This window comes from Reyranella sp. GW821-FHT14A01 (genome assembly GCF_058803965.1).
Genome location: NZ_JBXAPM010000008.1, coordinates 1 through 13,560 on the forward strand (window position 1 = coordinate 1; position 13,560 = coordinate 13,560).

15 protein-coding genes are annotated in these 13,560 nt (G+C 65.4%); 4 read left to right on the top strand and 11 right to left on the bottom strand.

Annotated elements, in window-relative coordinates:
• The 5 genes from AC1ROX_RS14950 to AC1ROX_RS14970 all read right to left on the bottom strand — a co-directional run.
• Positions 1 to 977, bottom strand: a 977-nt coding sequence (locus AC1ROX_RS14950) for a branched-chain amino acid ABC transporter permease (protein ID WP_493126741.1), incomplete at its 3' end; no start/stop codon positions are given.
• A gap of 63 nt (positions 978 to 1,040) precedes the next feature.
• Entirely contained in the window at positions 1,041 to 2,219 is a 1,179-nt protein-coding gene (locus AC1ROX_RS14955; RefSeq protein ID WP_493126742.1) for an ABC transporter substrate-binding protein, read from the bottom strand.
• A gap of 64 nt (positions 2,220 to 2,283) precedes the next feature.
• Positions 2,284 to 4,113 (bottom strand): adenylate/guanylate cyclase domain-containing protein, encoded by a 1,830-nt coding sequence (locus tag AC1ROX_RS14960; RefSeq protein WP_493126743.1) that lies wholly within the window; start codon positions 4,111 to 4,113, stop codon positions 2,284 to 2,286.
• A 57-nt stretch (positions 4,114 to 4,170) separates the two neighbouring features.
• Positions 4,171 to 4,800 (bottom strand): GNAT family N-acetyltransferase, encoded by a 630-nt coding sequence (locus AC1ROX_RS14965; protein WP_493126744.1) that lies wholly within the window; start codon positions 4,798 to 4,800, stop codon positions 4,171 to 4,173.
• 13 nt (positions 4,801 to 4,813) lie between these two features.
• On the bottom strand, positions 4,814 to 6,373 hold the full coding sequence (locus tag AC1ROX_RS14970; RefSeq protein WP_493126745.1) for a benzoate-CoA ligase family protein: 1,560 nt from the start codon (positions 6,371 to 6,373) through the stop codon (positions 4,814 to 4,816).
• Between the two features lie 112 nt (positions 6,374 to 6,485).
• Between AC1ROX_RS14970 and AC1ROX_RS14975 the strand changes: the two genes are divergently transcribed.
• Entirely contained in the window at positions 6,486 to 6,929 is a 444-nt protein-coding gene (locus AC1ROX_RS14975; protein WP_493126746.1) for a hypothetical protein, read from the top strand.
• Between the two features lie 225 nt (positions 6,930 to 7,154).
• On the opposite strand, the gene AC1ROX_RS14980 is transcribed toward AC1ROX_RS14975, so the two are convergent.
• Positions 7,155 to 7,529, bottom strand: coding sequence for a hypothetical protein (locus AC1ROX_RS14980; RefSeq protein WP_493126747.1), 375 nt, complete (start codon positions 7,527 to 7,529; stop codon positions 7,155 to 7,157).
• A 283-nt stretch (positions 7,530 to 7,812) separates the two neighbouring features.
• Here AC1ROX_RS14980 and AC1ROX_RS14985 point away from each other — a divergent pair, with 283 nt between their 5' ends.
• Complete coding sequence (locus AC1ROX_RS14985; RefSeq protein ID WP_493126748.1) at positions 7,813 to 8,067, top strand: hypothetical protein; 255 nt, start codon at positions 7,813 to 7,815, stop codon at positions 8,065 to 8,067.
• A 31-nt stretch (positions 8,068 to 8,098) separates the two neighbouring features.
• Here the strand turns inward: AC1ROX_RS14985 and AC1ROX_RS14990 are convergent, their stop codons facing one another.
• Positions 8,099 to 8,488, bottom strand: a complete 390-nt coding sequence (locus AC1ROX_RS14990) for a hypothetical protein (protein ID WP_493126749.1) — start codon at positions 8,486 to 8,488, stop codon at positions 8,099 to 8,101.
• A gap of 12 nt (positions 8,489 to 8,500) precedes the next feature.
• Here AC1ROX_RS14990 and AC1ROX_RS14995 point away from each other — a divergent pair, with 12 nt between their 5' ends.
• Positions 8,501 to 8,776 (top strand): hypothetical protein, encoded by a 276-nt coding sequence (locus tag AC1ROX_RS14995; protein ID WP_493126750.1) that lies wholly within the window; start codon positions 8,501 to 8,503, stop codon positions 8,774 to 8,776.
• Positions 8,777 to 8,788: 12 nt separating this feature from the next.
• Here AC1ROX_RS14995 and AC1ROX_RS15000 read toward each other — a convergent pair whose 3' ends face one another.
• Positions 8,789 to 9,397 carry a hypothetical protein gene (locus AC1ROX_RS15000; RefSeq protein WP_493126751.1) on the bottom strand — a complete coding sequence of 203 codons (609 nt, stop codon included), beginning with the start codon at positions 9,395 to 9,397 and terminating at the stop codon, positions 8,789 to 8,791.
• A 239-nt stretch (positions 9,398 to 9,636) separates the two neighbouring features.
• Here AC1ROX_RS15000 and dctP point away from each other — a divergent pair, with 239 nt between their 5' ends.
• Complete coding sequence (dctP, locus tag AC1ROX_RS15005; protein ID WP_493126752.1) at positions 9,637 to 10,608, top strand: TRAP transporter substrate-binding protein DctP; 972 nt, start codon at positions 9,637 to 9,639, stop codon at positions 10,606 to 10,608.
• 13 nt (positions 10,609 to 10,621) lie between these two features.
• Here dctP and AC1ROX_RS15010 read toward each other — a convergent pair whose 3' ends face one another.
• The 3 genes from AC1ROX_RS15010 to boxB all read right to left on the bottom strand — a co-directional run bounded on the left by AC1ROX_RS15010 (position 10,622) and on the right by boxB (position 13,487).
• Positions 10,622 to 11,368 carry a bestrophin-like domain gene (locus AC1ROX_RS15010; RefSeq protein WP_493126753.1) on the bottom strand — a complete coding sequence of 249 codons (747 nt, stop codon included), beginning with the start codon at positions 11,366 to 11,368 and terminating at the stop codon, positions 10,622 to 10,624.
• A gap of 32 nt (positions 11,369 to 11,400) precedes the next feature.
• Positions 11,401 to 11,865 (bottom strand): hypothetical protein, encoded by a 465-nt coding sequence (locus AC1ROX_RS15015; RefSeq protein WP_493126754.1) that lies wholly within the window; start codon positions 11,863 to 11,865, stop codon positions 11,401 to 11,403.
• 203 nt (positions 11,866 to 12,068) lie between these two features.
• Complete coding sequence (gene boxB / locus AC1ROX_RS15020; RefSeq protein ID WP_493126755.1) at positions 12,069 to 13,487, bottom strand: benzoyl-CoA 2,3-epoxidase subunit BoxB; 1,419 nt, start codon at positions 13,485 to 13,487, stop codon at positions 12,069 to 12,071.
• Between the last annotated feature and the right edge of the window lie 73 nt (positions 13,488 to 13,560).

The following is a 13,560-nucleotide window of genomic DNA, read 5'->3' on the forward strand; positions in this document are numbered from 1 at the left end:
TGCAGCTCATCGCCGACATGGTGGAGCCCAACACGCGCGCGCTCGACGTCGGCTGCGGCGACGGTGCGCTGCTGGCCGAACAGGCCGGTCGGCCGCCAGACCAGCACGGCGGCCATCAGCACGTAGACCAGCACCTGCGAGATGGCGGGCGCGGCGCTCGAGGCGGCGCTGGAGCTCATGAAGGTCTTGAGCATGTCGGGCAGGAAGGCGCGGCCGACGATGTCGATCTGGCCCACCACCATGGCGGCGATAAAGGCTCCTTTGATGGAGCCGATGCCGCCGATGACGATGATCACCAGGGCGAGGATCAGGATGTCGTCGCCCATGCCGATCCTCACCGTGGCGATGGGGGCCGCCATCAGGCCGGCGAGACCAGCGAACACGGCGCCCAGCCCGAACACCAGGCTGAACAGCAGCTCGATGTTGACACCCAGCGCGCCGATCATGCGGCGGTTGGAGGCACCGGCGCGGATCAGCATGCCGAGCCGCGTGCGCGCCACCAGCCAGGCCAGCAGGATCGCCACGACGGCGCCGACCACGATGATGGCGAAGCGGTAGGCCGGATAGGGCACGCCCGGCAGGATTTCGACTGTGCGGTTCAGGAAGCCGGGGATCGCAATGCTCTTGCCGGCGGGGCCCCAGATCGCGCGCACCAGCTCGTTGAAGAACAGGATCAGGCCGAAGGTCGCCAGCACCTGGCTGAGATGGTCGCGCGCGTAGAGCCGCCGGATCACCACGGCCTCGACGACGACGCCCAGCAGGAAGGTCGCGGGCACTGCCAGCAACGCGCCCAGCACGAAGGAGTCGGTGACGCCGATCAGGGTCCAGGCGATGTAGGCGCCCATCATGTAGAGCGAGCCGTGCGCCAGGTTGACCAAGTCCATGATGCCCAGGGTCAGGGTCAGTCCGGCGGCGAGCAGGAACATCAGCAGGCCGAGCTGCACGCCGTTCAGCACCTGGAGCAGCAGGTATTCCATCTATGCCTCAAACAAAACGGGAGCGCGTCGCCGCGCTCCCGTCGATTTCTTCGACGACGACCGTCACTTCATCGGGCACTTTTCGGCGAAGGGATCGACCGCGTTCTTCACGGCGGTGGCGATGGTCTTCACCGTCATCATGCCTTGCGGATCCTTGACCGTTTCCTGGATGTAGAAGTTCTCGATCGGGAAGTTGTTGTTGCCGAACTTGAAGTCGCCGCGGACCGACTTGAAGCTGGCCTTCTTCATCTCGGCACGGACCTTGTCCTTGTTCGACAGGTCGCCCTTCAGCGCGTCGGCCGCCGACGCCATCAGCATGATCGCGTCATAGCTCTGCGCGCCGTAGTAGGACGGATAGACGCCGTGCTTCTTCTTGAAGTCGGCTACGTACTTCTTGTTGGCCTCGTTCGGCAGGTCGTTGACCCATTCCTGCGCGCCCAGCGTGCCGAGAGCGAGGTCGCCCTGCTGCGGCAGGGTGATCGCGTCGATCGAGAACACCTGGTAGAGCGGCACGGTCTTGTTGAGGCCCGACTGCGCCCACTGCTTCACGAACTGAACACCGTGCGCGCCGGGATAGAAGATGAAGATACCGTCCGGCTTGGCGGCGGCGATCTTGGTCAGCTCGGCCGAGAAGTCGAGCTGGTCGGGCCACTTGGTGAAGTCCTCGCTGACGATCTTGCCCTTGTAGGTGCGCTTCACGCCCGCAAGCATGTCCTTGCCGGCGGCATAGTTGGGGCCGACCAGGTACAGGCTCTTCACGCCCTTGGTGTTGAGATATTCGCCCATCGCCATCGGCGTCTGGTCGTTCTGCCACGAGGTCGAGAAGAAGTTCTTGTTGCAGAGCTCGCCCGCGATCTGCGACGGGCCGGCATTGGCCGAAATCAGGATCGTGTCGCCCTCGTCGACCACGGTCTTGTAGGAGGCCAGCAGCACGTTCGACCAGATGTAGCCGGCGATGAAGTTCACCTTGTCCTGCTGGACGAGCTTCTCGGAGCGCGCCTTGCCGACATCCGGCTTGAACTGGTCGTCCTCGTAGACGATCTCGAAGGGCTTGCCGCCCATCTTGCCGCCGAGATGCTCCTTGGCGAGCTCGACCGAGCGGCGCATGTCCTCGCCGATCGCTGCCTGCGGGCCGGAAAAGGTGCTGACGAAGCCGACCTTGATCGGGCTCTGGGCCATGGCCGGCAGGCCGCACGCCATCGCCGCCGCAATTGTTGCGGTCCCAAACAATTTCTTCTTCATGAGCCGACGCTCCCTGTTTCCCTTGGCCGCTATAAAAGCGGAAAACCCGCAATCCAACAACGGCTTAATGGATCGTCGCCGATGCTCTCAGGGTGGCGAGCGGCAGGGCGGACGCGGCGGACACGTCGACCGGTCCACCGTCCAGCATCGCCCAGGTGAAACCCGCGCCCGCCGCCTCGCGGCAGCTCGCGCTGGCCACGATCGTGACCTCACCGTCGCGCGGCGCGCTGCGGCCGAACTGCTCCAGTCGCGAGGCGACGTTCACGGCCTCGCCGATGGCGGTGTAGTCGACCCTGCCGGCGAAGCCGATATTGCCGACCAGCACCGTGCCCGTGTGCAGGCCGATGCGCATACGGCAGGCGTGCAGGCCGCGCGCCCGGCGCTCGATGTTGAAGGTCTCGACCTCCTTCGCGACCGCCAGCGCGCCCTGGCAGGCGATGCGGGCATGGTCGGGAACGGTATCGGGCGCGCCCCAGAAGGCCATGAGCCCGTCGCCGATATACTTGTCGATGGTGCCGCCACTCGCTTCGATGGCCGGCCCGATTCGCGATAGCAGGTCGTTCAGGTAGGCCGCCGTCTCGGCCGCCGGCCGGTCGCGCGAATAGGCGGTGTAGCCTTCGAGGTCGCTGAACAGGATGGTGACGGCGCGGTCCTCGTTGACCGGCAGGCTGCCCTGCTGCTCGGTCAGGCGCGCCACCAGGGCGCGGGGCAGGTAGGTCGCCGACAGTTTGAGGCCGCGGGCCATGCGCTCGAAGGCGTGGTTGGCGCGGCTGATCTCGCGCACGCGGCTGTCGGGCAGGGCGGGCACATTGTCGAGGTCGAGACGCTCGACGGCGCCCGCCGCGCCCGCCAGTGCCAGGATGGGCTGCGCCAGCCGCCGGCCGAGATAGATCGCGGCCAGGCCGGTCAGGAGCATCAGCACGCCGCCCGCGATCAGGATGCCGCGCACGATCCAGCGGGCCCAGGCCGATTCGCGGCCGGCCTCGTAGTAGCCCACGATCAGCTCGGCCGGCGCATAGGCATCGACGTTCTTGCGGATCCAGGCGAAGGACCGGTCGCCGACCCAGTTCCAGTGGCCTTCGATGCGGGCGTAATGCTCGAACCATGACAGCGGATTGGGATTGGGCGCCCAGATCGAGGCGAGGACGGGATCGCCGACTTCCTCCAGAGTGACCAGGCGAGTCTGGGCGCGGGCCTCGCCGTTCAAGGTCTTGGCGAGCTTGGGATGGGCCAGCACATGGTCGCGGCCGGCCAGGATGAAGGGCGTGCGCTCGCCGTCGAGCTCGATCTCCTTCAGGAAGCGCGACAGGTCGGTCGTGCCGATCGCCGCACCGATGACGCCACGGTACTCACCGCGCACGCGTACCGGCACGATGACCGGCAGGATCGGCTCGCCGACGACGAACGACCAGACCGGCTCGCCCCAGCCCGGCCCGTCCATGGTGCGGCCCCGTTCGAGCAGAGCGTCGGCGAAGCGCACATTCTCGCGCCGCTCCGGCCGCATGGTCCGGTCGGCGCGCACGAAACGCGTGGCCTCGCCCTCGACCGGCAGCACGACGAAGCCGATGGTCTGGGGGACGGCCGCCAGCGTGCCCAGCGCGAAGATGCGCCACTGCTCGCGGTCGTCGAAGTCGATCTCGCCGCGGGCGATAGCGTCGCTGAGATAGGCGAGCTGGTTCTGCACCGGCCGCAGATGCGCCTCGAGCCGGCGCTCGATCAGGTCGATCGTCAGCTCGGAGCGCTGCAGGGAGGAAGATTCGAGATTGCTTTGCGCGGCGAACCAGGCGACGCCGATCACCGGTGCGATCGAGACGAAGACCAGGCCGACCATCAACGCCGGCAGCAGCCGCGCGATCGGCCAGCCGGGTGTCTCGGACTTCTTCGCGAAGATCATGCGGTCCCGATGCTTCCACGAACGCGGGACGAAAAAGTGGCGCGGCCGGCGTTCGGCCTACACAATAACTTGATCTCCCATCCAGCACGTCCGGCTTTCGGGGACGCCGTCGAGGACCAGCGGTGTGAAGCCTTCCCTCGTCCAGAAGCGCATCGCGCCGGTGTTCATGCGGTTGACGCCGATGTGAAACGACCGGGCGCCTCGTGTCCGGGCGGCAGCCAGCCACGTTCGGAGAAGCAACGATCCCATACCGCGGCGCTGCAGGCGGGGGAGCAGGTTCAGGTGCAGATGCGCAGGGTAGCGCGCCACGATCTCGGCCGACGTTGCGGCGGGATGGTGGATCATCGACGCGCGTCGCTGATCGGCGGTCTGCTCGTTGGGAGGGACGCCGACCGGATCGGGATAGCGTTGACGCAGCGACGGCCACCAGTCGCGCTCCAGCCGCTCTTCCCATGCAGCGGTGTCGACGACGCCGGCGACGAAACCCGCAACACCGTCGCGATCCTCCACGACGAAGGTGAGATCCGGTTCGAGCAACGCATAGGGCGCGATGTAGATGTGCCCCATCATCTTTGGATCGCGATAGAGATGCGAGGCATCGCCGCCGGCATGGCCCGTCGCCAGCGAGATCGCATAGCAGGCGTCGAGGTCGGCTGCCCTGAACGGCCGTATCCGCGGCTCTTCCAAGGTTGGCTTTGGTTCAGCCACGCAGCTTGAAGCGCTGGATCTTGCCGGTGGCGGTCTTCGGAAGCTCGGGCACGTATTCGACCCAGCGCGGATACTTGTATGGCGCCAGTGTCTTCTTGCAGTGGCTCATCAGCGCATCGGTGAGTGCCGCGCCCGCATCGCCCGGCTGCTTCAGCACGACGATCGCCTTGGGCTTGATCAGCGCCTGCTCGTCGGCCTGGCCGACGACGGCGGCTTCGAGGATCGCGGGATGGCCGACCAGGCAGTTCTCGATCTCGACCGGCGAGCACCAGATGCCGCCGACCTTCAGCATGTCGTCGCTGCGGCCCTCGTAAATGAAGTAGCCGTCGGCGTCCTCGCGATAGGTGTCGCCGGTGTTCAGCCAGCCGTTCACCATCGTCTCGGCCGTCTTCTCGGGCTTGTTCCAGTAATACTTGGCGGTCGACTCCGCCTTGATCCACAGGCGGCCGCTTTCACCCTTGGGAACGGGATCGCCGTTCTCGTCGAGGATGCGCACTTCGTAGCCCGGTACCGGCTTGCCGCTGGTGCCGGCGCGGAAATCGTCGAGCCGGTTGCCGATGAAGATGTGCAGCGCTTCGGTCGAGCCGATGCCGTCGAGGATGGTCGTGCCGGTCTGTTCCTTCCAGCGGCGGAACATGTCGCCGGGCAAGGCTTCGCCCGCCGAGACGCAGGCGCGCAAGGAAGACAGATCGCGCTTGGTCGTCTCCAGCGCGGCGAGCTGGGCGGCATAGAGCGTCGGCACGCCGTAATAGATCGTGGGCTTGAAGGTCTCGATGTTGCCGAAGGTCGTGTCCGGCGTCGGGCGGCGATCGTCGAGGACCGCGGTGCCGCCGACCCACAGCGGGAAGACCATGCCGTTGCCCTGGCCGTAGGCGAAGAACAGCTTGGCGGCGGAGTAGCTGATGTCCTGCTCGGTCACGCCCAGCACGCGCACGCCGTAGAGCTCGCTGGTCACGACCATGTCGCGCTGGGCGTGGACGGCGCCCTTGGGCCGGCCGGTCGAGCCCGAGGAATAGAGCCAGAAGCAGTCGTCCCCGGGGGCGGCGAGTTTTGCCTCGAGCGTGGGCGAGGCCTTTTCCATCTCCGCCAGGAACGCGTCGACCGTCATCGAAGGAGGCGCCTTGGCGCCGAGCTGCTTCAGCGCCGGTTCGATTTCACCGGCGAACTCCGCGGAATAGACGACGAGGCCGCAGCCCGAATCCTCGATCATGTAGGCATAGTCGGGCGCGCGCAGCAGCGTGTTGGGCGGCACCGGCACGATGCCCGCCTTGATGGCTCCCCAGAAGAGATAGAAGAAGGCCGGGCAGTCCTTCACCACCATCAGCAGCCGGTCGCCGGGCTTCACGCCCAGCCCGAGCAGCGCATTGCCGGTCCGGTTCACGCGCTCCGCCAGCTCGGCATAGGTCACCGTCTCCTGGGCCGTGAGGATCACCGGCTTCGCGCCACGTCCTTCTGCCAGATGCCGGTCGATGAACGGCACCGCGACGTTGAAGCGGGTCGGCAGTTCGACCGCGTGGGCGGGAGAGAAGGAAATGCCTGTTGGAAGCGCCATGTCGGGTCCCGGGAAGGATTCTTGAGCCCCTTCGATACTGATCGGCGCATGGACTCGCAACGCCTCCAGCCGTCCGACGTTGAATGGCCGGAAACCCGCAGGATGGACTTCGATGAGGCAAGGCGTCGTTTTCGTGCTCGCTTCGGCTGTGCTGCTCGCCGGCGTAGCCAGCGCCCATGTTTTTGCTCCCCTGCCGGAGGGAACGCCGTTCCAGGCGTCCGCCAAGGCCGCCACGCCGTCCACAGCCCAGTCTTCGTCTTCGAAGCCGGTCGTCGAAATTCGCCAAGCGCCCGTACCGCTCCAGGTGCGCGAACGACCGCCGGTGGTGTTGCCTCCCGTCGTGGAAACGGCTGCGGCAACGCCGGCGCCCCAGACAGGCATGCCGATGGATGGTGAGGCCGGGAAATTCGCCAAGGGCGCCATCGAGGCCGATGGCTACAAGGCCGTGAAGAACATCACCCCCGGGCCCGACGGGACGTGGCGCGCCCGTGCCTTGCGCGGGAAGACCGAAGTCGTCCTGACGGTGGATCGCGACGGCCGTGTGTCCGCCGATTGAGTTGGCAGATGTGCTTTTTTTGATTGCTCGCAACCCCTCGCCCTTATCGGCGTTGTCTGGATGCAGCCTTTGATGGTTCCAGTAACCGTTCCTCTCCCCCGAGGGGCTGCAGGAGCCCGCCCTGGTTTTTACCAGGGCGGGCTTTCCATTTGCGGATGACCGATGCTGAACAACAAACGCCCGCCGGGGAGATCCCGAGCGGGCGTTGTTGTTGGTTGTGTGGCGCTAGAACTTGAGCGCCACGCCGCGGTCCGTCGGATCGGTCACACCATCGCCCGCTTTGGCCAGTGGCTGAGCAGTGGTCGGCCGAACGCTGATCGAATTGGCAGGTGCGCCCTGGCGGACCAGCTCCTGCTTCACGGCGTTGGCATAGTCGGCGCGACCCTCGATGCGAACCGGCGACGACTTGGCGGCGTCGGCAGCGTTACGGACGGTGTCCATGGCCGAATCCGGCACGCGGGCGCTGCCCCTTTCCATGAACAGCATGTGATCGGACTTTGCGACCGGCGCATTCGGCGCCGACGCGATGTTCTGGCTCATGGCCGACAGCGGCATCAGGGCGAGGCCGCCGATGACGAGAGCAATGCTGAGCTTCTGCATGATCGAATCTCCTTGTGGGTACCCAATCAACGCAAAAGCAACAGGGGAAGTTTCCCGCTAAATGCGAGGAACGGTTCCTCCGGAAAGGCGTTGTCGCAAACTATGCACGCCGCTGTTTACATCGTGAGCGTCGTCACGCTCGTCAGCTTCGTGTTCGGGATCGCGGCGCTTGCGCTGATTTTCTACAACAACCGGAAAGGCTAATTCGGGAGGCATTTTTCCTCCCGGAGGCGAATACTGCGTGGGCTATGCGGTATCCGCCGTCATTTGCTAATATTGCAAAATGGAAATCATCCTGGTGATCGTGACGATGTGCGCCGCGGGAGGTGCGGCCTGGGGCTGGTGGCGCGCCACTCGGAACATCGAAAATCCCCCGGACAAATATGATTTCCCCGGCGGAATGACGCGCCGTGAGCATCTCAGCATTCTCTCCAGGAAGCACCGCCGCCGGCGGATTCCGCTCACGATCGGCGCCGGCCTGGCTGGGGGAGCGGGGGCCTTTGCAGCCTTGATGGCGATAGCGATCTTCAAGCGCTGAGCGCCTTTCGTCCGATATCGAACGGATGGGCCTATCTCTTGAGCGGGGCAAACCGCAGGCGCAGGCGCGCCACCGTATAGCGCTGCGGATTGCGCTCGATCTGGGAGAGCCGCCACGCCGGCCGCTGGTCGTTCGGCAGGACGCACTCCTGGAGCGCGGTCCTTGCGCGATCATAGAGGCCGCATTCCATGAAATTGATCGCATGGATCAGGGAGCTTTCCTCCCAAGGGTCCGGGCCGCGGCCCATCGCATCGAGCCGATCGAGGATCTCCTCGAAGGTCCTGTGTCCTTCGTTCTTCTCTTCGACCGTATGTCGCTTCATGCGGTATGTTTTACGCGAGGCCGGACGCGACGGCCAGCCGGCTTGCCGTCCACAGGCCGCTCGCGCACGATGCGCGCCGAATGAAAACAGGATGATCACAGGAGAGCGGCGATGTCGGAAGAACGGAAGAAGGTGCTGCGGCGATTCCAGGAACGGCTCGCGCATCTCGAATCCGGCGCCCTTTCGGGCCCTGCGCACTGGCACATCTTCCACCTGCACAACGCACTGAACGCGTTGCCGGACGATCATGCCGCCGCCGATCTGCATCTCGACGAGCTCGACCGGGCCGATCTGGCGAAGGAATTTCCCGAACTGGAGGCCGACAAGGCGCCCACCGTCTCCGAAATCCGCTCCCGCTTCGACATGATCGCGGGCGGAACGCTTTAGGGGGCGTTCGCGTCAGACCTGCTCGCCCATGCCCTCGTCGCGCCATTCGCGACGCATGCGCGCGATCTCGGTCTCATCGGGCCGGTAGGCCGGCGCCTCGGGATCGAATGTTGTCCAGCCTTCCTCGCGCCACGCCGCGGCCCGCTCGGCGGGATCGATCGGCCGATGAATCGACATCAGCCCTTCGATGCGCGCGACCTGGTCGTCGGGCACGCGCACCGTGACAAGCGTGCCGCCGCGACGGATCGCTTCGGAATAGACGGCCGCCTCTTCCTTATCGACGCCGGCGCCGATCAGCGCGCCCATGATGCCGCCCGTTGCGACGCCGGCCGCGGCGCCAACGGCAGTGGCCGCCAGCCAACCGGCTGCGACCACCGGGCCGAGGCCGGGAATTGCCAGCAAGCCCAGGCCCGCCAGCAGGCCGGCACCGCCGCCAACCAGGCCGCCAATGCCCGCGCCTGCGGCGGTTTCGGACACGACCTCGGCTTCGTCGTACTCGGCGCTGACATGCTTGTTGGCGATCAGGCTCACCTCGGAGGAGGGGACGCCGGCCTTCTCGATCGCGTCCACGGCGGCGCGCGCCTGTGCGTAGCTGTCGTAGAACCGACTCACCGTCTTCATCGCTCGCTCCCGGGCTGAATGCCGGCGTACAACAAGGCGAGACGTGCATGGTTGCCCGGAGCGGCGGCACCCGTGCAATCGCCTTGATATGCGCAGATAGACAATTCACGGAAGGCGCCATGCTCTAGGTTCAGTCGAACCGACTTCCTGACTTGTCAGAAATTCTTCGCTTCTTTCTCGCAACCTTTACTGTTTTGTATGGTTTCGTACATAGTGATTCCGAGGAGCAGACCAATACGATGAACGTCGTCAAGCTTGCAGTCCTGATCGCTGCACTGGCGTTCGGATCTCCCGCTGTGGCGCGGGATTTGACTTCCTCCGACATCTTTCCCGCGACTTACCCGACCGTGCGCGCCGTCGCCTACATGGGCGACCTGATGCGCGAGCGCAGCGGCGGTCGCCTGATCCTGTCGGACCTCGGCGCCGACGACCAGACGACCGAGAGCTTCTCGCTGGGCCAGCTCCGAAACGGCACTCTCGACATGGCGCGGGTCAATCTCGCCGCGTTGAACAGCGCGGCCCCCGCCACCGTCGTGCTCACGCTGCCCTATCTTTTTCGCTCGGACGCGCACGAGCGGCGGGTCCTCGATGGGCCGATCGGCGAGGAGATCCTGGCGTCGCTGGAGCGTGCCGGTTTCATCGGCCTCTGCTTCTACGATTTCGGCCCGAGATCGACCTATGGGACCAGGCCGGTGCGCAAGCCCACGGACCTGCGCGGCCTGAAGTATCGTGTCCAGCAATCCTCGAACTGGGCGCCGATGGTGCGTGCGATCGGGGCGCAGCCCGTGGTGATGCCCTTGTTCCGTGGCGAGGCTTCGATGCGCGCGGGCGTCGTCGAGATGGCCGACGGACACTGGTCGTCCTTCGTCGGCTCCCAGCATCATCGCGTGGCCAAGTATTTCAGCCTGACCGAGCATGTGCGGTCGCCCGGCGTGCTGCTCTTCTCGAAGCGAGTCTGGGACACGCTCTCTCCCGACGACCGGGCGATCATCCGAACGGCCGCCCGCGATTCCGTCCCCTATTACCGCCAGCTGTGGGACGACCATGAAGCGGCGGCCCGGCGCACCGCCGAGGCAGCGGGTGTCCAGGTCGTCAGTGACATCGACTATGCAGGGTTCACGTCGGCCATGGTGCCGTTGCACGCTACAGCCGTCTCCGACACGCGGCTCAGGTCGCTGGTCGAACGCATCAAGGCCGACCAGGGGCCATAGGCGTCGAAAGGCGCTATTTGAGTGCGTTCTTCAGCGGCTCGTTCGAGAGCTGCATCAATCCGCCGAACGGGAGGCCGAGTTCCAGGATCAGGTAGAAGGCCGCGGATGCGGAGAGGATGCAGATCGCGATCACGACGAACAAGGTCGGGTTGGCCGGCGCCGACATGCTGAAGATGCCGAAGATGAACATCAACCAGACGATCAGCACGACCAGGAATGTGTTGGAAATCGAATCCGTTGGCTGTGCGAACAGCGCGAGCTGTGTTTGCGCGAGGTCGGAGCTGACCTGGAGGGCGCGGGCCTGGAGCGCGCGCTGCTTCGAGTCGGTTGGCCGAAGGTCCTGCAGCATGAACAGGACTTCCTCCTCCGGCGTCCTCGTATCCTCGAACTTGACGCCGCGGGCGACGGCCTCCTCGCGCCAGATCGAATCGATCATCGGCTGGATCTCGGCGCGCAAGGCCGTCCGTATCGGCTGAGCCTCCGGCCCGTAATGCTTCAGCACCCGGTCAAGTTCGGTGATGTCGGCCGTCATGCGGCTCACCAGACCGCTGGTACGCTCGAAGGAGGTGCGCGTGGAAGCGAAGAGCAGGGCAAGGACCAGCGCCGACATGGTGGCGACGAGCGCGATCGAAAGCTTGATCACGTCCTTGGAATCGCCGCTCACGTGATGCTCGGGCAGGCGGGTGCGCAGCAGGGCCCCTCCGATCGCACTGACGACGATGCAGAAGAAGGCGATGGTGGCAAACTGGATGGGACTCAAGACTCGGGGCCTCTTTAAGGATTCTGGCTGGACTACTGCGCAGCGATGAACTTGCTTCCCGAATCGGGCGGCAGTCCGGGAGCCGTGTTGCTGTAATAGGCGAGGATTCCGATCTTGTTGCCCATCGTCGCCACGTGCAGGCGACAAGCGTCATGTGCACCGCCGCGCAGGAAGATCTCATCGCCGAGCTTTGCCCTGATCGACGACACGATCGGCGGAATCTTGTTTTGCGAATCCGGCGGCAGCGACGGCCGGACATCGAGGAAGCGCAGGGGCTCGTCGGGGCTGCGAACCGACGCCGAAGCACTCTGGGAAAGGCGAAGTTCCACGCCGGATCGCGTCTTGGTTACCGTGTCGATCCAGCAAATGTCCCCGGCGCCGGCGGTTCGTGCCGTGAGAAGGGCTGTCGTGGCTGTGGCCACGGCGACCAGGCAGATTTTTGGAGGGATGCCCTTCTTCCGAAGGGATTTCTGCACATATCGCGGCAAAACCAGCATCGCGGCGGATCATGCTCCAATCGATACCGGATTTCCATACGAGATGGGGGAGACTGGTCACAGGCTTGCCACACACGGGCGGGGCCATTTGAGGCAAGTTCGGTAAGCCGCCAACCGAGAGCGGCACCTCCTCCGTCACACCCGGAGGCTCCCCGACCCGCCTGCAACCCCCAAGTGCAGGCGGGTCTTTTCTTTGGGCAGCCTCAGTTGAAGCGCACGTACTCGAAGTCGCCCGGCTGGTTGTTGATGCCGCGGGCCGGCGGCGCGATCCAGTGGGCGAACTTGCCGGGCTGGGTGACGGCGGCGCCCATCAGCGAGGTGACATAGGCGCGGTCCTCGTCGGTCGGCAGCCACTTGTCCTTGTGGGCATTCCATTCGGCCTCGGAGAGGACCTTGCCGTCGGGCGAGACGCGGAGGCCCGCGAAGGCGCCGATCTGCCGGTCGAAGGCGCGGTGCGGCAGGGTCATTTCGAAGTTGATCCCGGCGCGCTCGATCGCCTTGTTCCAGCGCAGCACGCCGCGTGCGCAGTCCTCGATATAGTCCTGGCGCAGCCGCTCGTTCAGCGCCTGCAGCGCCGGCACCGCCTTCTTCACGATGCGTCCGTCCTCGACTGTCTCGATCTCATAGGTCGCGCCGGTGAGCAGGTGGTCGTCGTCGACGCGGGTCTCGAGATAGCGGCCCTTCACACCCTGTGTGTAGTAGTTGGCCGCGTTGGTCGAGGCCTCCTGGCCGAACAGGTCCAGCGACACCGAGAAGTGGAAATTGAGGTACTTCTGCATGGTCGGCAGGTCGATGCCGCCCAGGCTGCGCACGTCGTCGGTCTTGTGCTCCTTCATCAGCTCGCAGGTGCGCTGGAGGATGCGGCCGACGCCGGTCTCGCCCACGAACATATGGTGCGCTTCCTCGGTCAGCATGAAGCGGCAGGAGCGGGCCAGCGGATCGAAGCCCGACTCGGCGAGCGACGCGAGCTGGTACTTGCCGTCGCGGTCGGTGAAGTAGGTGAACATGAAGAAGGAGAGCCAGTCCGGCGTCGCCTCGTTGAAGGCGCCGAGGATGCGCGGCTTGTCGGGATCGCCCGAGTGCCGTTCCAGCATCGCCTCGGCTTCCTCGCGGCCGTCGCGGCCGAAATAGGCGTGCAGCAGGTAGACCATCGCCCAGAGGTGGCGGCCTTCCTCGACGTTGATCTGGAAGAGGTTGCGCAGGTCGTAGAGCGAGGGCGCGGTCTTGCCCAGCAGGCGCTGCTGCTCGACCGAGGCGGGCTCGGTGTCGCCCTGGGTCACGATCAGGCGGCGCAGGGTCGAGCGCAGCTCGCCGGGCACGTCCTGCCAGGCCGGCTTGCCCTTGTTGTCGCCGAAGGCGATCTCGCGATTGGGATCGCGGTCGGCCAGGAAGATGCCCCAGCGATATTCCGGCATCTTCACGTAGCCGAAATTCGCCCAGCCGTTCGAATCGGTCGAGATGGCGGTGCGCAGATAGACGTCGAAGGCCGAGGTGCCGTCGGGCCCCATGTCCTTCCACCAGTCGAGGAAGCGCGGCTGCCAGTTCTCCAGCGCGCGCTGCAGGCGGCGGTCCGACGAGAGATCGACGTTGTTGGGAATGAGCTGGCTGTAGTCGATGGCCATCGTATTTCTCCCTGACCTTACCGTTGGGAACTCATACTCCTCCCCATTCAAATGGGGAGGTGTCCACGAAGTG